The sequence below is a fragment of the Saccharibacter sp. EH611 genome (assembly GCF_009834765.1).
GTDB lineage: Bacteria > Pseudomonadota > Alphaproteobacteria > Acetobacterales > Acetobacteraceae > Saccharibacter.
On the sequence record NZ_WVHP01000002.1, the window covers coordinates 313126 to 332584 of the forward strand.

At 51.4% G+C, this 19459-nt stretch carries 22 protein-coding genes and 1 tRNA gene; 5 read left to right on the forward strand and 18 right to left on the reverse strand.

Annotated features, from left to right (window positions below):
- Positions 1-3: 3 nt before the first annotated feature.
- The 3 genes from GS535_RS02975 to GS535_RS02985 all read right to left on the reverse strand — a co-directional run bounded on the left by GS535_RS02975 (position 4) and on the right by GS535_RS02985 (position 2454).
- Positions 4-180: a hypothetical protein gene (locus GS535_RS02975; protein WP_160792372.1), complete on the reverse strand. Its 177-nt coding sequence runs from the start codon at positions 178-180 to the stop codon at positions 4-6.
- 91 nt (positions 181-271) lie between these two features.
- The gene (locus GS535_RS02980) at positions 272-1390 is read right to left on the reverse strand and encodes an O-antigen ligase family protein (RefSeq protein WP_160792373.1); all 1119 of its coding nucleotides are present in this window, start codon (positions 1388-1390) and stop codon (positions 272-274) included.
- Positions 1387-2454 carry a glycosyltransferase gene (locus tag GS535_RS02985; protein WP_160792374.1) on the reverse strand — a complete coding sequence of 356 codons (1068 nt, stop codon included), beginning with the start codon at positions 2452-2454 and terminating at the stop codon, positions 1387-1389. The genes GS535_RS02980 and GS535_RS02985 overlap by 4 nt, the downstream gene beginning before the upstream one ends.
- A gap of 201 nt (positions 2455-2655) precedes the next feature.
- Between GS535_RS02985 and GS535_RS02990 the strand changes: the two genes are divergently transcribed.
- Positions 2656-4575: an OPT family oligopeptide transporter gene (locus GS535_RS02990; RefSeq protein ID WP_160792375.1), complete on the forward strand. Its 1920-nt coding sequence runs from the start codon at positions 2656-2658 to the stop codon at positions 4573-4575.
- A 13-nt stretch (positions 4576-4588) separates the two neighbouring features.
- Here GS535_RS02990 and GS535_RS02995 read toward each other — a convergent pair whose 3' ends face one another.
- A complete protein-coding gene (locus tag GS535_RS02995) occupies positions 4589-5194 on the reverse strand; it encodes a hypothetical protein (RefSeq protein WP_160792376.1) in 606 nt (201 codons plus the stop codon).
- Between the two features lie 262 nt (positions 5195-5456).
- Complete coding sequence (locus GS535_RS03000; protein WP_160792377.1) at positions 5457-6029, reverse strand: DUF4142 domain-containing protein; 573 nt, start codon at positions 6027-6029, stop codon at positions 5457-5459.
- Between the two features lie 50 nt (positions 6030-6079).
- Between GS535_RS03000 and GS535_RS03005 the strand changes: the two genes are divergently transcribed.
- Positions 6080-6526, forward strand: coding sequence for a DUF423 domain-containing protein (locus GS535_RS03005; protein ID WP_160792378.1), 447 nt, complete (start codon positions 6080-6082; stop codon positions 6524-6526).
- Here the strand turns inward: GS535_RS03005 and GS535_RS03010 are convergent.
- Positions 6505-6840 carry a hypothetical protein gene (locus GS535_RS03010; protein ID WP_370518165.1) on the reverse strand — a complete coding sequence of 112 codons (336 nt, stop codon included), beginning with the start codon at positions 6838-6840 and terminating at the stop codon, positions 6505-6507. The genes GS535_RS03005 and GS535_RS03010 overlap by 22 nt on opposite strands.
- A 102-nt stretch (positions 6841-6942) precedes the next feature.
- On the opposite strand from GS535_RS03010, the gene GS535_RS03015 reads away from it, so the two are divergent.
- Positions 6943-7449 carry a thioredoxin family protein gene (locus GS535_RS03015; protein ID WP_160792380.1) on the forward strand — a complete coding sequence of 169 codons (507 nt, stop codon included), beginning with the start codon at positions 6943-6945 and terminating at the stop codon, positions 7447-7449.
- 21 nt (positions 7450-7470) lie between these two features.
- On the opposite strand, the gene GS535_RS03020 is transcribed toward GS535_RS03015, so the two are convergent.
- The 10 genes from GS535_RS03020 to ffh form a co-directional block, all read right to left on the reverse strand.
- Complete coding sequence (locus tag GS535_RS03020; protein WP_202401629.1) at positions 7471-8673, reverse strand: pyridoxal phosphate-dependent aminotransferase; 1203 nt, start codon at positions 8671-8673, stop codon at positions 7471-7473.
- On the reverse strand, positions 8673-9875 hold the full coding sequence (locus GS535_RS03025; RefSeq protein WP_160792382.1) for a pyridoxal phosphate-dependent aminotransferase: 1203 nt from the start codon (positions 9873-9875) through the stop codon (positions 8673-8675). Before GS535_RS03025 ends, GS535_RS03020 begins: the two co-directional genes overlap by 1 nt.
- Positions 9876-9936: 61 nt before the next feature.
- A complete protein-coding gene (leuB, locus tag GS535_RS03030) occupies positions 9937-11046 on the reverse strand; it encodes a 3-isopropylmalate dehydrogenase (protein ID WP_160792383.1) in 1110 nt (369 codons plus the stop codon).
- Positions 11043-11666, reverse strand: a complete 624-nt coding sequence (leuD, locus tag GS535_RS03035; RefSeq protein WP_160792384.1) for a 3-isopropylmalate dehydratase small subunit — start codon at positions 11664-11666, stop codon at positions 11043-11045. The genes leuB and leuD overlap by 4 nt, the downstream gene beginning before the upstream one ends.
- Positions 11666-13093 carry a 3-isopropylmalate dehydratase large subunit gene (gene leuC / locus GS535_RS03040; protein ID WP_160792385.1) on the reverse strand — a complete coding sequence of 476 codons (1428 nt, stop codon included), beginning with the start codon at positions 13091-13093 and terminating at the stop codon, positions 11666-11668. Before leuC ends, leuD begins: the two co-directional genes overlap by 1 nt.
- A 14-nt stretch (positions 13094-13107) precedes the next feature.
- Positions 13108-13500: a 50S ribosomal protein L19 gene (rplS, locus tag GS535_RS03045; RefSeq protein WP_018981000.1), complete on the reverse strand. Its 393-nt coding sequence runs from the start codon at positions 13498-13500 to the stop codon at positions 13108-13110.
- 31 nt (positions 13501-13531) lie between these two features.
- Entirely contained in the window at positions 13532-14227 is a 696-nt protein-coding gene (gene trmD / locus GS535_RS03050) for a tRNA (guanosine(37)-N1)-methyltransferase TrmD (protein ID WP_160792386.1), read from the reverse strand.
- On the reverse strand, positions 14224-14766 hold the full coding sequence (rimM, locus tag GS535_RS03055; protein ID WP_160792387.1) for a ribosome maturation factor RimM: 543 nt from the start codon (positions 14764-14766) through the stop codon (positions 14224-14226). Before rimM ends, trmD begins: the two co-directional genes overlap by 4 nt.
- Before the next feature lie 30 nt (positions 14767-14796).
- Positions 14797-15141 (reverse strand): 30S ribosomal protein S16, encoded by a 345-nt coding sequence (gene rpsP / locus GS535_RS03060; RefSeq protein WP_018981003.1) that lies wholly within the window; start codon positions 15139-15141, stop codon positions 14797-14799.
- A 57-nt stretch (positions 15142-15198) separates the two neighbouring features.
- Positions 15199-16617, reverse strand: a complete 1419-nt coding sequence (gene ffh, locus GS535_RS03065) for a signal recognition particle protein (protein ID WP_160792388.1) — start codon at positions 16615-16617, stop codon at positions 15199-15201.
- Positions 16618-16796: 179 nt separating this feature from the next.
- Here ffh and GS535_RS03070 point away from each other — a divergent pair.
- A tRNA-Ser gene (locus GS535_RS03070) sits at positions 16797-16886 on the forward strand.
- A 162-nt stretch (positions 16887-17048) separates the two neighbouring features.
- Positions 17049-18275, forward strand: a complete 1227-nt coding sequence (locus GS535_RS03075) for a phage integrase central domain-containing protein (RefSeq protein WP_160792389.1) — start codon at positions 17049-17051, stop codon at positions 18273-18275.
- 177 nt (positions 18276-18452) lie between these two features.
- Here GS535_RS03075 and GS535_RS03080 read toward each other — a convergent pair whose 3' ends face one another.
- Entirely contained in the window at positions 18453-18878 is a 426-nt protein-coding gene (locus tag GS535_RS03080) for a hypothetical protein (RefSeq protein ID WP_160792391.1), read from the reverse strand.
- Positions 18879-19237: 359 nt separating this feature from the next.
- A partial coding sequence (locus tag GS535_RS03085) for a hypothetical protein (RefSeq protein ID WP_160792392.1) occupies positions 19238-19459 on the reverse strand: 222 nt, incomplete at its 5' end.

Sequence of the window (19459 nt, forward strand, 5' to 3'; positions counted from 1 at the left end):
GGGTCATACCAGCGCACAGGCTGCGAAACAGAACGAAGATACCAGTGCCCCCCCCTGTTGAACGAGGCCAACAAGCCCCTCAAGGGGGCCCTCGCTGCTCAAAGAACGCGCGTAGAATTGGCCATCCTCTCCAACACAGATCACCTGACAGTCAGGTGTCATGAGAACCTGAAGGCTCACTTAGCTTTCTCCCTCTTATATTGCCGTCACGCCACAGCAAAAAAATATCATTAAGCGTTTATTACAGCGCCGGAAAAGGACATCACACATGTTACAGCCGCGCTTTCCTACCCTGCCCATAGAAGGTGGAGCCACAATCCACTAAGCACAGCCACGGCACCCAAAGGACATACCAGATTTCAGATGGCCCTTTAAGAGGGCATGCAATGTCTGTCATCACGACGAGCGCTATGAAGCAAAAGACTGCCATAACCTCCCAATCTACACGTTTGATACAGCGCATCATCGGCCAGCCAAAAGCTAAGACAAGCAACAACTCTCCAACAAGTCCGTAGCTATAAAAAGTGCCTAGATAGAGATTATGCGCATGCGCAAACGATTGACCATCAACAGCGACACGCACCGGCGCGCCTTGACCATGCCCAATCCATGGTGTTTGCCAGCTCTGCTGCCATACTGTTTTCCAAATAAGGCGATGATAGCTATCGCCGCGCGCTACAGCGTCTTGCATAAAAGACGCAACCCGCCTCCACAGGATAACGCCACTGATAAAAAGCGAGCCTCCGACAAGAGTGCATAAACGCCAAGACCGACCTTTTTGTGCGGTTACAATCAGCAATAATGCCGCGACAGCAACAGCAACACACGGTGTGCGGCTCCCACTAAAGAACATAAAAGAAGGCAGGATCAGCAAAGCGGCTATCGTAGCCGATGATGCTTTCTCGTTCTTTAGAAAAGACGCGCTTGCCCATAGAAAACATATTCCAGCGATAATCACGGCGGGCAATGTGGTGTGCAATACTCCAATCCCACCGGGCCGGTCTCTGCTCTCTAAACCCAAAAGAAGTGTCAACAAAGTCGCGCCAGCATTGAGTGACATCCCAATGACACACACACGCTTGAGCTGATACGAGAAGTCTGGACGATCCCCTAGTGCTAGCACGCCCCCGAGCAAGAAAAGAGCTGTACACACGACATCGGCAATACCATGCCATGACGGGCTCCACGTGATACTCAGTAAGGCCCAAAGAACAAAAAGACCGCCTCCAAACGCTTCACGCGGGACAGCCAAAGGCCCACACGCAACACGGCCCATAAGAAGGGGGATAAAGAGGAGGTAAAAACATAAGGCCCATACCGGCAAAGACGGCATGACAAAACCGCTTGCGACAAAACCAAGCACAACGAGAGGCCAATATCGCGTGATCATAGAGAAAGCGCATCCCAAAACTCACGGTTCGCGCCATTTTCTCCCAAAGCATGATGAATGATATAATCAGCAATGCGGCGCTCATTAAAAAGCTCATGATAACGCCGCCATCCTGCACGAGCGACGCGTTGCCGCTCTTTTGTGTCATGATGATAAAAATCAATATGATCGACTAGTTCACTGATAGAACTAAAAAAAGCCATTTCATCATCAGCAAAGAACTGATCATAGCCTGTTTTACGTTCTATAAGAATTAACTGACCTGAGCCAATCATATGAGCTAGCCGATCGGAACTATACAAGGGATAGTCCGCACGTCGACTAATATTCAGCCCCATCGCCGCATTACCCAAACGCCCCGCATAGTCTGCACCACTGCAATAGGGCTGTCCACGCACTCCCGCATAAGAAAAACGGATAGTCTCTGGCGCATGCTCTTCCAACATGCGGCAAAACGCATTCATTTCCCACGATGTGCCGCACACAATCCGTTGTCGCGCTGGATTACCACACGCATAAAAGACATCAGCCTCTAGCTCACGTTTTTCATGAGCCCGCCCACGCTCAACAGACCAATCAACAGGGTTTGGTAAAAAACCGGCTTTACCCTTTGGCCCTATCAACTGCCTTACCATAGGCCCTGCTGTTGAAATAAAACTTGCATCGACAACCGCATGTCGCGCCGCAAAGTCACGCGCATTCTCTTCCACAAAAAGAGCGTCGATGTTCCATTGAATCACCACTAACCCCGGAAGGGCTTGTCTAATATCCGCAATAACGTCTGGTGGAATCATGTAGCCATGACCCAACAAAAGAATGTCAGGACGGCATGACAGCATAAACTCTTTCAATGCACGGCAAAGATGCCTTCTTCCCCATCGACGACTACCAAACCATCCGCTTGCTCTAGCAACATCACGATAAGAAAAATTAATGACATGATGGCCATTACGAATAAGACCATTTGTCAGCTTACCCCCCACACTAAATTGGCTTGGAGCACGCTTCTTTAAACTAAAGAAAAAATCACCAACGTGAACAATCTTGAGGCTGCGTTGAATCATACCCTTGAACTAGGCCCATAACCCGTCCTGACACAATAGGCGGCGATCAGTTTCCTCTTCTCCCCAACCATCCTGCATCGTCTCATTTCTGCTCACTTAAAAGAAAGAAGAGACAGCACTGCTTATAACGTTGACATATCGCAATAAAAAGAACACATCTCAACAATTGACAGGACGACGCTGATAAGGAACGAACACACCATGCCTTATAGACATCTTCACACAGCGTCTCCCAAAGAACTTACCATACGTGGCATTCTCCTCGGTGCCCTGATTACGGTCATCTTTACCGCCGCCAATGTTTATTTAGGCCTCAAACTTGGCCTCACCTTCGCCTCGTCTATTCCCGCCGCTATTATCTCCATGGCCGTTTTACGCCTTTTAGGCCGTAGCTCTGTGTTGGAGAATAATATGGTTCAAACACAGGCCTCCGCAGCAGGTACTTTATCGTGCGTCTTTGCTGCTCTTCCTGGGCTTGTTTTGGTCGGCTGGTGGCACTCTTTCCCCTATCTTCCTACCGTTATTTTGACGATGGCTGGCGGAATGACAGGCGTTTTATTTACCATTCCTTTGCGACGCGCTCTCGTCACTGAGTCCCAACTCCCCTACCCTGAAGGCACGGCATGCGCAGAAATTTTACATGCGTCTTCTCCTGAAGGAGACCGCAACCAACTACGTCTTCTCGGTATCGGCAGCCTTTTGTCGGCCTGTGCCAGCTTCGCAACCTCAGGCCTCAACCTTCTTGCCGGAAGCATCTCTTATGCGACGCGTTTAGGCTCGTCAGTCTTTAGTATCAGCGGTTCTTTTTCCTTCGCCCTCTTGGGCACGGGGTATCTCGTCGGTCTTTCCGGCGGTATCGCCATGCTGCTCGGCGTATTACTAGCATGGGACGTTCTTGTCCCACTCTTTGGCGCCTTGTCCCCATCAGCCCATCCTTTGCAGGACGCACCGATTCTATGGGCTCATAAGGTACGCTTTATCGGTGCTGGCGTCATTGCTATTGCCTCTTTGTGGACACTCCTCCGCCTCAGTCGTCCGGTTATCCGCGGTGTGCGCACAGCTTTTTCAGCCTCTCTGCGAGCACTCAGTGACGAAACAGACCGCGATCTCTCACCTCGTACCATCATCATTTTAGGCGTAGTTCTTACCGCCCTGCTCGTTCTTGTTTTCGGATGGTTTCTACTCCCTGCTGGATTAGGATGGCAAAGCATCCTTCTCATGACCTCACTCGGCGTTTTCCTCTGTATGACACTTGGGTTTATCGTCGCCAGCGCTTGCGGCTATATGGCCGGGATTGTTGGGTCTTCATCATCTCCCATTTCAGGCATTGGCATCATTGCCATTATGAGCATCGGACTTATTTTTTGCGCCCTTGAGGCCACGCATTTGCTCACCCCTGCTCAGCGCCCTATGGCTATTGGCTTCAGTTTGTTTGTTCTCTCGGCCATTACAGCGTCAGCAGCTGTCTCCAACGATAATTTACAAGACCTCAAGACTGGACAGCTTCTCGGAGCCACACCATGGAAACAAGAAATTGCCCTTCTTATCGGTTGCGGCGTCGGTGCTCTCGTTATCCCTTGGCTGTTAAATATTATCTATAACGCCTACGGTCTTGCCGGTCATATGCCTCATCCTGGGATGAATCCTGCCCAAGCACTCCCCGCCCCACAACCCGCTTTGATGGCTGCTCTAGCACAGGGTATCATCAACCACAGCTTAGATTGGACAATGTTAGAAATTGGGGCCCTTCTGGGGGGCTTCCTCATCCTAACAGACACGCTATCCCGCCGTTTTAACGCCCCCCTCCCTCCGCTTGCTCTAGGAATGGGGCTCTATCTCCCTCCGGATGTCTCGGTGATCGTTGCCGTAGGAGCCATCCTGGGTCGTATTCTTCATCGTGGGAGCAAAAAACGTGGCACGATGATTGCTTCTGGTTTTATTGTTGGAGAAAGCGTTATGGGTGTCCTGTTGGCAGGGATCAGCAGCGCAAGCGGACATACCGACACACTCAGCCTCTCCCTGCCCTCATGGCTCCAAACGAGCCTTAGCATTGTTGTCTTTATCAGCGTGCTTTGGTGGTTTTCGCGCCAAGTAACGCGCTCATTCCCTCACGCTCAGTAAGGGAATGCATCCTTCAATCTTTCCACCATTGGACGGGCTCCTGCTCTTCAACCACGTCCATTTTTTTTGCAGCCGCTTGTGTTTTCTGACGTTTCTGGCTTTGACGACGAACAACCGTTTTTTCACGCTCTCTCGCATGATGTAACTCGGCCTTAAGGCGCAATGTTTCCTCTTGCTGGCCCTCAAGAGCCTTTTTCTGTTCATCAACCTGGAGACGATAATGCGCTAAACGAGTTTCGAAGCTCTGCAGACGTTGTTTTAGCGCCTCCGCCTCCGCTTCCGCATCACGACACCGACGTTTTTCCGCGCGTAACTCACGTCGTAACTGCTCCGCATCATTCTGCTCATCTAACGTTGCGGTATTACCCTGTCGATTGTCTCGGAAAAACTGACGACTCTGCGCCTTACGACCTGGTGCTGCATGTTCTACAATGACGTGGTTGCCACCAGAAAAGCGGCGCCTACGTCCAAAAGCTGTATTCCCTCTTGTTGGCTCATGTGGACGCCCTGGTGACGCCACTCTGGAATCTCCATGACGTGGAGAATCACCATCACCCGCCCCAAGACGAGAGAGAGCCTGACGAAGAGAATCTTCAGTTAAGTGCGGATCTTCTTGCATACGTAAAATTCTACAATCGTACTATCTAAATCAACTACCCAAACTTCCCAAGCCCACGCTGGTCACGCATCACTTGCAACCTTTTTAACGGAGGCCTGAAGAAGCTACGAGCAGAAGCATGCCTATCATCCCATGATTAAGGCAGGCTCTGCCATATTGTCGGACATGTTGCTACTCTATTTTTATTCCCATGTCACCCTGCAGAGTAGCACGAACATAGACATTAATTGTGAATAATGACTCTCCCTCACAAAGAAGTCATTTAATACCTCACAAGGTCACGTGCTTTTCGTTGCATATCCTGCTCAATTTGTAACGCCGAACCTGCAAGAGTTTTTACATCCGCTGTACTTCCTTTCTTTTGTAAAATTTCTATTTTTTTATGATCATTTACAGAAAAATAATGTGATAATATTTGTAAAAAGGCACGATCAAAGGATCGACCATAAAGATGAGAAAGATGATCCACTGATTGCTGATCTTTCACACTTAAAGAAGACGGAAGTTTTATATGTAAAGGTTGGATTAACTTCATGATCGCATCTTGATGCTTTTTATAAGAATCAGAAAGCTGACTTGAAAACTTCTTCACAAGGTCACGTTCGCTATGAGTTGGCACTAATGCCACTAATGTTTGGACGAAAAGAGCGTGCTCGTTCATCACTTGAATTGCTGGAAAATCCTCACTGCTTACAGGAGTGACAGCAGGACTAACCGGGCCCTTTGGAAGGGGGGGAGCTGGAGGGGCATCCGGAGCAAGTAGAGTATCACACCCTCCAAGCCCAAGCGTTAACATCACCCCACCTAACACACTAAACTTGGCCAGCTTTGTCATAAACTCTATTCTTCCTTCTCTCTTTGCGGCTCTTTTTACAAGGTGACCTTATGCAGTCCTCTCACATGGATCGTCCCCCACCAGTACGTCCTCTTTTCTCACTCCATACCAGCCTTATGTTAAAAGCCTGTTTCGCAATAGCCGCTCTTATGAGTGGAAGCAGTGTTGCTCTCCAAGCTATGGCCGCCCATTTGCCGGAAGCTGCATTTTCCGCTCCTCATGGGCGTGATATGGTTCATATGGCAGCGAACATCGCTTTATGGCACGGGATTGCACTGTGCGCCCTCACAGTTGGAGCCCCCTATTTACACCCATTACGCACACATATTGCTTGTTTAGGGATGCTGCTCGGCACTCTTCTTTTTAGCATTTCGGTAACTCTGTATGGCCTTCACATAACAAGCAGCGCCCCGCCAGCTCCTTTTGGAGGTTCTCTCCTTATTTTGTCATGGCTATTAGCAGCCAGTGCTCCCTTTCAAGGCCGCTCCTCATCTTGAGAGTTCTTTTTCCAACGCGCCCATCCCCAGAGCATCCCCATTTGTAGGGCAAAAGCGAGTAAAAAACAGACAATCACAATCGCACTCATGATCAGCTGTTCTCGCCCTAGTGCGCTCGTAATATGGAAAAGAACATAAGCCCGCTGCCACAAAGCCGTCCCAGCCGCATGTTGCACCATATGTGATACTGGTGCGCAAAAACGCACAAGTGCCATAAACAATAATGTCAAACCAATAAGACCGGCTGTTCGCCCTAAGGTTGAAGCGACGCTCACTTCTTTCCTATTAGAAATCGTGTTTTCGTTACGAGCCACACACTCTCCCTTCATTCATCAAGCCCTCAGGTGCCTAGACCATAACGGGCATTCGGGTACATATGAATAGGGTGACACTCTATCCCTGACGATAAGGTTTTTATGCGTTTTTTCTCTTTTGCCGCCCTCGCCGGCCTTACCACTCTCTTCGTGCAGCCAGCTCACGCTACATCTTCTGCCCCGCCTACTCTCCATAACAGCACGATAGAACCGACCGCAGCACCTTATCCTGACGCATCCCTTGCTCCCATCCAAGTCCGTGAAGCTTTCATCACTGCACGGAAAACACATCGTCGCGTTCTTCTCGATTTTGGCGCTAATTGGTGCCCAGACTGTCGAATCCTCGCGGGTATTATGGCTTCGCCTGACGTTGCCCTTTGGCTAGAAAAAAACTTTGTCGTCGTTCCCATTAATGTTGAACGCCTTACGGCCAATATGGACATCGCCCACAATTACAACGTTAACATTTCAGCTATACCAACCATGCTCATGCTGACCAGTGATGGTCGCCTTCTCAATAAAGACGGAACCCTCTCCTTAGGCAATGCCCGCCGTATGTCTCCACAAGCCGTTGTTGATTTGATCGCCCAATGGAACGCGCGACCTTGATCCTTATCAGCACTCTTAGCTTTATCGGATTCCCTGCACAAAGCGTTTAAGCCGCGTGCAGGCTTCCATAAGCTGTTCATCCGATGCAGCAAATGACAGGCGCACATGCGGCCCTAAACCAAACGCAGAACCTGGCACAACGGCTAAATGTTCTTCTTCCAGCAAAGCTTCTGCAAAAGCCACATCATTCTCCAACGCATAGCCTGCTGCTGAGCGCTTACCGATCAACGACTTAATCCCCGGATAAGCGTAGAAAGCCCCCTCAGGCATCGCACATGTCATCCCTGGGATCGCACGTAAGCTCTCAACAACCTTATTGCGCCGCCGCTCATAGGTGGCTCGCATGACCTCAATCCCATCCATGCTGCCATATAACGCTGCCTTGGCACCGCCCTGCGCTAACGTGCAAATGCCTGACGTTATATTGCCCTGCACTTTAACCATCGCCCGGATCAACGCTTCAGGCCCGTACGCAAACCCAACACGCCACCCCGTCATCGCATAGGCTTTGCTCACGCCATTGACGATAAGAATGCGATCCGCCAAATCCGGCGCTACTTGCGCTAAAGAAAGATGTTTCCGTCCATCAAAGGTAAGATGCTCATACATTTCATCACACATAATCAAAACATGCGGCGCAGCACGTAAAACCTCAGCAATGGCCTCAAGGTCTTTACGTTCTAAAATGGCCCCTGTCGGATTATTTGGAAAGTTGAGCACCAGCCAACGCGTTTTTGGCGTGATGGCTTGAGCGATATGGGCGGCGTCAGGCCGAAATCCATCCTCTTCACGGCACACGACGTCAACAGGCACACCGCCAAACATCCGCGCGATGAGAGGGTAGCTCACCCAATAAGGGGACGGAACAATCACCTCATCCCCTTCTTCCAACGACGCCATGAAGGCGTTGAAAATAACCTGTTTGCCACCATTGGAGACCATGAGCTGCGAGAGCTTTGCCTCCAGCCCATTATCGCGCTTAAACTTATACGCGATAGCTTCCAGCAGGTCTTTCTGTCCAACAATAGGTGGATACCCTGTGCGGCCCTCTTCTACTTCACCGATCGCCCCGGCTAACGCCTCAGCAGGTGATGGGAAATCAGGCTGTCCGAGTGCAAGCGAAAGCACAGGCTTCCCTTCAGCAGCAAGCTCACGCGCCCGTGTCGCCACGGCGATTGTGGCAGGTGCTGGAAGAGACGAAATCCGCGTTGCTGGACGAAACATCACTGCACCCCTTCACAAAAACGACGAATACGCGCACATGCGTCAACCAAAAGCTCTGTGCTCGTCGCATAAGAGACACGGAAATAGCCCGGCATTAAAAACGCAGAACCATGCACAGCCGCAACGCCTGTTTCTTCCAACAAAGCTGTCACGAAGTCTTCATCCGTGGCCAACTGTGTCCCTTGAGGAGAAGAGCGCCCAAGGAGTTTCTTAACCGAAACAAAGACATAAAATGCCCCTTCTGGCCGCTGGCACTCCAACCCCGGAACAGAGGAGAGCGCCTCCACAACTTGATCACGACGCCCTTGATATACAGACACCATCTCATCAATACAGTCCTGCGGCCCCGTCACCGCAGCCAAAGCTGCCGCTTGCGCAATCGAGCACGCGTTGCTGGTACTTTGGCCTTGAAGCTTAATGAGCTGCTTCGTTAACTCAACAGGCGCCGCCGCAAAACCAATGCGCCATCCCGTCATCGCATAAGCTTTGCTCACGCCATTCATCGTTACGGTGCGCTCACGCAGACGCGGCTCAACCTGCACCATCGTTGATGACACACGTCCATCATAAATCAATTTGGCATAAATATCGTCTGTCAGTAGCCAAACCTGTGGGTGCTCTAACAATACATCCGCCAACGCGCGCAATTCTTCCTGAGAATAGGCCGCCCCTGTCGGGTTGCATGGAGAGTTCAGCACAAGCCAGCGTGTCCGTGGCGTAATCGCCTGACGCAATTGCTCTGCTGTCAGTCGAAAACCCGTTGCTTCTTCAGTCGGGACAACAACAGGCGCTCCATCGGCCAAACGCACAATATCAGGATAAGACACCCATGCTGGCGCAGGAATGATCACCTCATCACCCGCATTGAGCGTCGCGGTCATCACATTATAAATGACCTGCTTTCCCCCTGTGGAAACTGTGATCTCCTCAGGACAATAATCGAGACCAAAATCTTTATTGAGCCACGCAGCTACCGCTTTACGCAGCTCAATAGTACCTGCAACATCAGTATACTTCGTCTCGCCACGATTGATCGCCTCAATGGCCGCTTGTTTGACGAAATCTGGCGTATCAAAGTCCGGCTCACCCGCGGAAAGACTGATAATGTCCCGCCCCTCAGCTTTCAAAGCGCGGGCCTTCTGGGTAATAGCAATCGTCTGGCTAGGTAAAATACGCCCCATACGGTCAGCACTTACGGCCATACTCGTCTCTCCCATAAGATGGCCCCGCCCCTTTTACAGCAAGGCGGGGCGTCAATCGCTGTTAAGCTTGCGCTGCCATTTTGCTCAATACAGCGTCACCCATCTGCTCCGTTGTTGCATGGGGCTCGCCTTCTCCGGCGATATCTGCTGTTCGCAATCCATCAACCAACACGCCAGAGACAGCACGTTCAATCAACTCAGCCTCATCTGGACGGTTGAGCGAATACCGCAACAACATAGCTAAAGACAGAATTTGTGCGAGCGGGTTAGCAATCCCTCTGCCGGCAATATCCGGTGCACTGCCATGAATAGGCTCATACAACGCAGCACGCTTGCCATGCTCATTCTCCGCCCCCAGCGTTGCAGAAGGCAGCATACCGAGGGAGCCAGTCAGCATTGACGCGAGGTCAGACAACAGATCCCCGAACAAATTACCCGTCACCATCACATCAAACTGACGTGGATCACGCACAAGTTGCATCGCGCAATTATCAGCCAGCATGTGCGTCAACGTGACATCGGAATATTCAGCCTCATGAAGATCCGTCACAACCTCACGCCATAGCAAGCCACTTTCCATGACATTGCCTTTTTCGATCGAGCACACACGCCCATCGCGCTGACGTGCCAGCTCAAACGCCACACGCGCTACGCGCTCAATCTCTGCGGTGGTATAAACTTCCGTATTTACACCGCGCTTCGTGCCGTCAGGCAGGGTTTCGATGCCGCGCGGCTCACCAAAATACACACCACCGACCGTTTCACGCACGATCATCAAATCCAGCCCACGCACCACTTCCGGCTTCAAGGCAGAAGCAGACAACAGCGCATCAAAGAGCTTAGCGGGACGTAAATTCGCGTATAATCCGAGCTCTTTCCGAAGACGCAAAATCGCTACTTCTGGACGCTTATCAAATGGTGCGTCTTTCCACGCAGGATCCCCGACTGAACCGAACAAGACGGCATCCGCATCACGCGCTTGAGCGATCACCTCATCACGAATGGGCGTATCATGGGCTTTTAAAGAGGCTCCACCGACGAGCTCCTCTGTCAGCTCAACGTTAAGCCCGCGATGGTCACGCAACCAATGCAGCACTTTAACAGCTTGCGCCATAATCTCAGGGCCAATGCCATCACCGGGCAGAAGCAGCAGTTGATGGGTATCGCTCATGAGTTTTCCCCTTCCGTTGATGGGATCCATGCCCGGTTAGCGCGTTGTTCAAATTGCTCAATCTCCCCCTCACGCAGAAGGGTTTGAGAGATGTTATCAAGCCCTTCCAAGAGATTGTGACGCCAGAACGGATCAACATCAAAAGGGATCGTTTCGCCATCAGGACGGATGATCTGTTGTTTTTCCAGATCAACCGTTAAACGCGCATTCTCCCCCTGACGCGCATCATCCATCAGCGTTTCACAAATGTCTAAGGGAAGACGGATGGGCAGCAGGCCGTTCTTAAAACAGTTACTGTGGAAGATATCGGCAATGCTCGGTGCAATCACGCAGCGAATACCAAAATCTTGCAAGGCCCATGGCGCATGCTCACGCGAAGAACCGCATCCAAGATTATCCAAGGTAATTAAGATGCCTGCTTTGCGGTACGCTGGCTTATTGAGAACAAAATCAGGTTTTTCATTCCCTTGCTCATCATAACGCTGATCAGCAAACAAATGCTTCCCAAGCCCCGTCCGCTGAATCGTCTTCAAAAAACGTGCCGGGATAATTTGGTCTGTATCAATATTCTCTTGTGGGAGCGGTGCTGCCACCGTCGTCAGACGTGTAAACTTTTCCATCACCGCGCTCCTTCCATCAGCTCACGCACATCACACAATGTTCCCGTCACAGCGGCTGCGGCTGCCATGCTAGGGGAACATAGATGTGTCCGCCCTTGCGGCCCTTGGCGTCCTTCAAAATTTCGGTTGGATGTCGATGCACAGCGTTGCTGTGTCTCAAGCTTATCGGGATTCATACCCAAACACATCGAACAGCCTGCTTCGCGCCACTCAAACCCAGCATCACGGAAAATTTTATCAAGCCCTTCGGCTTCCGCCTGCTGTCGCACAAGCCCTGATCCCGGGACGACCATCGCGCGCACGGAAGGCACCACTTTACGGTTCTGGACAATAGCAGCAGCGGCTCGCAAATCTTCAATGCGGCTATTGGTGCAAGAGCCAATAAAGACCGCATCCACTGGCGTTCCAGCCAATTTCTGCCCTGCCTCAAGCCCCATATAACTCAACGTGCGGCGAATACGCTCTGCTTTTGCTGGGTCCGTCGTCTCATCCGGGCTGGGCACCAGCCCATCAATGGCCATCACATCTTCAGGGCTTGTTCCCCATGTCAATGACGGTTTGATCTCCGCAGCATCAAGGACGACTTCCTTGTCGTAATGTGCCCCGTCGTCAGAACGAAGACTCCGCCAATACGCCACAGCTTGCTCAAAGGCTTCCCCTTTTGGCGCATACGGGCGCCCTTTGACATACGCAAAGGTCGTCTCATCAGGAGCCACCATCCCGGCGCGAGCCCCAGCTTCAATCGACATATTGCACAGCGTCATCCGGCCTGCCATATCCAACGCACGCACGGCAGAACCGGCATACTCGATAACATAGCCCGTGCCACCTGCTGTCCCAGTGCGGCCAATGATCGCCAGCATAATATCTTTTGCCGTCACGCCCGGGCCAATCTGGCCCTCAACACGGACAAGCATGTTCTTCGCACGCTTTTGCAACAATGTCTGTGTTGCAAGCACGTGCTCCACTTCAGACGTGCCAATACCAAAGGCCAAAGAGCCCAAGGCCCCATGCGTCGAAGTATGGCTATCCCCACACACAATGGTCATGCCCGGCAGGGAAATCCCCTGCTCTGGCCCTACCACGTGGGCAATGCCCTGTTTCCGTGACAGAAGTGGAAAATACGGAACCCCAAATTCCTCAACATTACGCTCCAGCGTTTCAATCTGAAGACGACTCTGCTGATCTTTAATCGGCAGCGAGCGATCTGAGGTCGGGACATTATGATCGGCTACAGCAAAAGTAGCCCCGGGACGCCGCACCGGGCGCCCCGCTGCCCGCAAGCCTTCAAAAGCCTGCGGGCTGGTCACCTCATGAAGAAGGTGACGGTCAATGTAGAGAAGGCACGTCCCGTCTTCGAGGGTAAGAACCACATGATCATCCCAGATTTTGTCATATAATGTTCTGGGAGAAGACGGTTTGTGCATTTCTCTATCTCCAGTTAGGACGCAGCCTTTTTGCTGCCTTTGTTAACATCACGCGGACGCTCAGCGATACGTGCTGACTTACCAGAACGACCACGCAGGTAATATAGTTTCGCACGACGAACCTTACCGCGACGCACTACCTTAATCTCTGCGATCGTCGGTGAGAAGAGCGGGAACACACGTTCCACACCTTCACCGTTAGAAACCTTGCGCACAGTGAAGCTGCTACCCAATGCGCGGTTGCTACGAGAGATCACAACACCCTCGAAAACCTGAACACGCTCACGTGTCCCTTCAACAACGCGCACACCCACGCGAACCGTATCACCTGGAGCAAATTCCGGCACGCCGCGAATAGCGGAAAGACGCTCCATCTCACGCGCCTCATACTGCTGAATAATGTTCATGACCAAACTCCTGAAAAGAAACTCAACTACATTAAGGTCGCTGTTCGTACGCCGCCCATAAATCTGGGCGTTGCGCGCGCGTTACAGCGATGGATTTTTCATGACGCCAACGGGCAATATCCTGATGATGACCAGAAAGCAGAACCGACGGAACATCCCGCCCTTCCCACTCTGCTGGACGCGTATAGTGAGGATATTCAAGCAGGCCTTCAGAGAAACTCTCTTCCTCCCCACTATGAACAGACCCCATAACCCCGGGAAGAAGTCGAACACAGCCATCAAGGAGGGCTAGCGCGGGGATTTCTCCTCCCGAAAGCACAAAGTCTCCCATACAGAACTGCTCAACAGCGTGTTTTTCCAACACGCGCTCGTCCACTCCTTCAAAACGTCCACACAAAATGACGACTCCATCACCTTGCGAAAAACGCTCAATATCCTTTTGCTCTAACCGTTTACCGCGCGGCGTCGGATAGATCACCGGACATTGACGGGCGCCTCTTACATCAGACAGTGCATGATCTAATACGTCAGGACGCATCACCATACCTGCCCCACCCCCAAACGGCGTATCATCCAGAGCACGATGCCGACCACGCCCATAAGGGCGAAGGTCATGAGCCCGGCAAGACCACACATCATTCTCTAAAGCACGACCGGCTAAAGAATACCCCAACGGGCCGGGGAACATATCGGGAAAAAGCGTGAGAATATCAGCGTGCCAAGTCATGAGCGTATCTTCACATCACCCGACAAATCACCTTCCACTTCAACCATTTCCGGCAATTCAACCACAAGACGATTCGCCTTACGGTCAATCTCCGGTACGCAGGCTAAAGTAAATGGAATAATCTGCCCGCTCTCTAGCTCAAGGCTCGTCCCCGCACCGTAATCATGCACTTTGGTCACAATACCAAGTCCCTCACCTGAAGAGGACACAGCCGCCATGCCAAGCAAATCGACATGGTAAAACTCTTCCTCATCAGTCTCAGGCAAAGCATCACGGACAGCATACAGACGACGATTGACCAACTTCTCTGCTGCATTACGATCAGGCAAAGCCTGCCCATCAGCGCCAAGAAGTGCAGCAATCCCAGGGGCTTTCCAACGCACATGCCACTGCCCCCCATGCTCATCATGCAGCGCACCAATTTCTTCCACCATGTCGGCAGTTTCTGTGGCTGGATGAAGACGCACGAGCCCCCGCACACCATGAGGTTTCCCAATGGTGGCAATCAGAACATCACGATCTGAAGGGTGGCGTGGCAAAGGAAATTCTCCCGTTTAAACGTCAGTCAATTAGGAAGCGGCTGCTTCAGCAGCGGCAGCAGCACGCTCCTGAGCCTTCTTCTTCGGTGCCGATTTCTTGGGCTGGTCACGGAAAACAGGCTTTGGAGCCAGACCTGCATTACCAAGGAAGCGCGCAACACGATCTGTCGTCTGCACACCATTGGACAACCAGTGCTTGATGCGCTCTTCGTTCAAACGCACGCGCTCTTCATGGTCAGAAGGCAGCATTGGGTTATACGCACCGACCTTCTCCACAAAGCGACCATCACGTGGGCTGCGGCTATCAGCCACAACAATGTGATAGTACGGGCGCTTTTTGGAACCAGCGCGGGAAAGACGAATCTTCAGGCTCATACGAACTCCTGCAAATTAAGAGAGTTAAACGTCAACAAACTTCGGCCAAGAGGACACTCAGCCAAAGGGATTAGGGCCACCTGGGCCGCCCATCCCCTTGAACATATCGCCCAGACCTCCGGCACCCCCCATGCCACGCATCAACCCAGATAGACCCATCTTGCTAATACGTTTCATCATGGTGGACATTTCATCAAACTGCTTGAGCAGTCGGTTGACCTCTGGCACGCTCGTGCCAGAGCCCGCCGCAATACGCTTTTTCCGCGAGGCTTTAATAATCCCCGGTGTCCGGCGTTCCTGCTCAGTCATGGATGAAATAATCACCTTGTGGCGATCAAAGATCTTAGAATCGAGATTCTTCCCTTCCAGCTTATCCTTCAGCTTACCCATACCGGGCAGCATGCCGAGAATACCGGAAATCGACCCAAGGCGATTAATTTGATTGATCTGTGATACATAATCATTGAGATCAAACTTGCCGGCGAGCATCTTCTTGGCAACACGCTCACCTTCTTCCTGATCCAACTGCTCTGACGCTTTTTCAACCAGCCCGGCAACATCACCGAGCCCCAAAATACGTCCAGCAACACGCTCAGGATGAAATTCTTCTAAAGCGGAAACTTTTTCACCCGACCCGGTGAATTTGATCGGCGCCCCTGTGACCGCCTTCATAGACAAGGCCGCACCACCACGTGCGTCACCATCCATACGGCTCATCACAACGCCTGTGATACCGATTTGGTCTTTAAAGGCTTGCGCTGTATTCACCGCATCCTGACCAGTCATCGCATCGACAACCAATAAGGTTTCTGCCGGGTTCGTTGCATCACGCACCTGACGGACCTCGTCCATCAGCGCTTCATCAATCGCCAGACGCCCCGCCGTATCAAGCACGACGATATCATAACCTTCGCGACGCCCCGTCTCCATGGCACGACGGGCAATCTCCACAGGCTGCTGACCATCAACAATAGCCAAAGACGTGACGCGTCCTTCCGTCTGCTGCCCTACCTGCTCAGCCAACTGCTGCAATTGCAGCTGCGCTGCCGGACGCTGCACGTCCAAACTTGCAAGCAGCACTTTCTTGCGATCACGCCCCGCTAAACGCAGCGCCAGCTTACCCGATGTGGTGGTTTTCCCAGCCCCCTGCAAACCAACCATCAAAAATGGGATCGGCGCTGGCGCAGAAAGATTGAGCGGAACAACCCCTGCTCCGCCGAGCGCCTCAATCAGCGCATCATTAACAATCTTAGCAACAGCCTGACCGGGGGAAACATCATCAAGGACTTCTCCGCCGACAGCGCGCTCTTTGACATTTTTAACGAAGCTTCGCACCACAGGCAGAGCCACATCCGCTTCCAGCATAGCCAGCCGGACTTCCCGCATAGCTTCTGAAACGTCACTTTCTGAAAGCTTCCCTCCTCGAGAGAGACCTTCAAAGACTTTCGACATTCTACCTGAAAGCTGGTCGAACACGTGATACCCTTAATTCCATGACAAACGCGCCACTGCGCGAACCCTCGCGGAGTGACGTGTCCGTAAACCTTTTCGACTTCTAAGCTTCTGCTTCTTCAACGTCAAGTATTTTGATGGGTTGACGCCGCCTCCGTTTTGATGTTTATGCAGGATCACGCTTTCAGGAGCGCACAATATGCGGATGGGTGTCCGAGTGGTTTAAGGAACTGGTCTTGAAAACCAGCGTGCGGGGAACCGTACCGTGGGTTCGAATCCCACCCCATCCGCCATATTCAATTCCCAAGCAAAACCATGCAACATCATAACGGCTGTTTTCTGCCGTTTTCTTATTATGATGTTGCCCCATCTTACCCCATGCGGCATCATACAACCGCACAAAAAGAGGGGCTCACATGGGGGCCTCTTCCAAATGTGGGGGCTTTTCTAATTTTATGCTGACAAATCTTGCGATCAAAAACGCGCAATCGCGCGAAAAAGCCTATAAGATGGCAGACGCTCAAGGACTGTATATCTTGGTAAAGCCAAACGGTTCTAAGCTTTGGTACTTAAAGTACAGGTTTGGAGGCAAGGAACGCAAGCTTTCGTTTGGCCCATATCCAGAGGTCAGTCTGACAGCAGCGCGGCAAGCGAAAGAAACGGCTCGCGCTGAATTGCGAGAAGGCCAAGACCCATCTCTTACCAAAAAACAGAAAAGGGCCGCCGCCTCTAAAGAAGAAAGCACTTTCGGTAGCGTTACCCAGAAATGGTTTGAACACAACGCAGCACGCTGGACAGCCAAGCATCAACATGATGTCATATCTAGCTTAGAACGCCTTGTGCTCCCTTCTCTTGCCAAAATCCCGCTTGATAGCATTACCGCCCCAATGGTTCTGGAAGTCCTCAAAAGGATTGAGCGTAACCGAGCCATAGAAACGGCTCACCGCGTACGACAACGCATAAGCGCAGTTTTCTGTTATGGAATTGCTTGCGGCCTTGCAAATAATGATCCCGCATCTCAGCTCAAGAGCATTCTCAAGCCGGTTCCTAAGGGCAGACAACCAGCTATTACCGACCTTCCCACTCTTTGCAAAATGCTCGAAACCATAGAAGAAAACCCGGCTCAGCCTGTAACCTTGCTAGCCTTCCGGTTCCTAGCCCTCACCGCCGTTCGCTCTAGCGAATTACGAGAGATGCGTTGGGACGAGGTAAATGGTGATGTTTGGTCTATACCTTCCGAACGAATGAAAATGAAACGTCCCCATATTGTGCCACTAGCACGTCAAGCCATAGAGATACTTGAAGTGGTCAAATCTATTACGGGGAATGGGCCGCTTGTGTTCCCATCTGTCCGTTGGTCTCATAAGCCTATGTCTGATATGACCCTTAGCGCCCTCATCAAGCGAGCAGGCTACACAGGGCAACACGTACCTCATGGATTCCGTGCGTCATTTTCTTCTATCATGAACGAAAAAAGGCCCGAAGATCGAGCCATTATTGATCTGATGCTTGCTCATGTGTCTAAAAATAAAGTTGAGTCCGCTTATAATCGGGCTCAACATCTCGAAAAACGACGAGAGATAGCCCAAGAATGGGCTGATCTCCTTTTGCAAAATTGCCTTCGCGCTTATGACCTTCTCTTTACTGAGCGTCGTCCTTCTCCTGCTCCATCTCCGAAATGAACTTGGAAAGAGTGCTTGCTTTCCAACGGACAAAGAAATTTTTTTTATTAGCAGTTGTGAAGCGCCTTACATCAGGAGGAGGGAAAAATCCCGATGCCATCCAACGATCCAGTGTCGACTTCTCAATGGAAAGAGCCTCTATAATATCTTTTTTCTTCAGAAGTTTCTCAACCTGCGTCATCTCTCATCCTCCTGATCTGCGTATTCCTCCAAGGCCGAGACAAGAACGAGCACGTCGCCGACTATTGGCTCGCCCCACAAGTTATCTGCCCGAGTGTCTAGCGTTTGCTTATGCCAGCCGTTGACGTAGTAAAACATACGCCCATCGTCTTTCTTGTTGGCTTCGACCCACCCATAACGATGTGGTTCCGAAGCAGTTGGGAACTTGGCGGGGTAGCGAATGCCGTATCTGAATTCTGGCATATCCCCCGCCTCACGGAACGGAACCCATTCGCGACGCTGATTCCAACGCTCCTCACACTCTTGGGCATCACGACCACGCGGGCCCTCAGAACCACATTCGCTGCAAAGCATTTTGAAACGGAAGGTGTAGGTTGCTCCTTCCGACCCACAGAACGGGCACGGCTTTAGCTTGTCAGTCATGGCCGGTCTCCTGTTCTTGCAAATCATCAGAGCGTGCACCGCATGTATCGCAAATCAACGGTTTCTCTTCGCAATAAGAACAAGGGGCACAAACATGACAGGAACAATGCTCAGACACTAGGAAATATCTTGTCCCATCGCATCCCATTACCTCACAGCTATCAATATCTACTCTCATCCCCGCCTCCATTTCTTCCAGAACACGACCGCGATCTTCCACAGCCAGAACAGCATTGTTGTCAGTGTTGGGATGCCCCCTCGCGGGCAGTTAGGGCGGAAACGGCGCTCTCGATGTCTGACGTAGAGGCCCATTCCGCAATAAATATTCATTGATAGAAGTATGGCATGAAAGATATTCATCACATGCCCTCCGCAAGGTTGTATACCTTGTCAAGCAAGTAACTAAACTCGCTTCGGTCTTGCGTTTCAAAAGCACGCATCAAATCAGCGACCAGTTCATTGCCCGTTACATCACATGGTTTTGCTGGAGGTAGATTGAGTTTGCGACTCACGACTTCTTCCAGCAGATATTTATCATCGACCTGACTAATGGCGTCGTCTGCGTCTATCTCGGCTTGAAC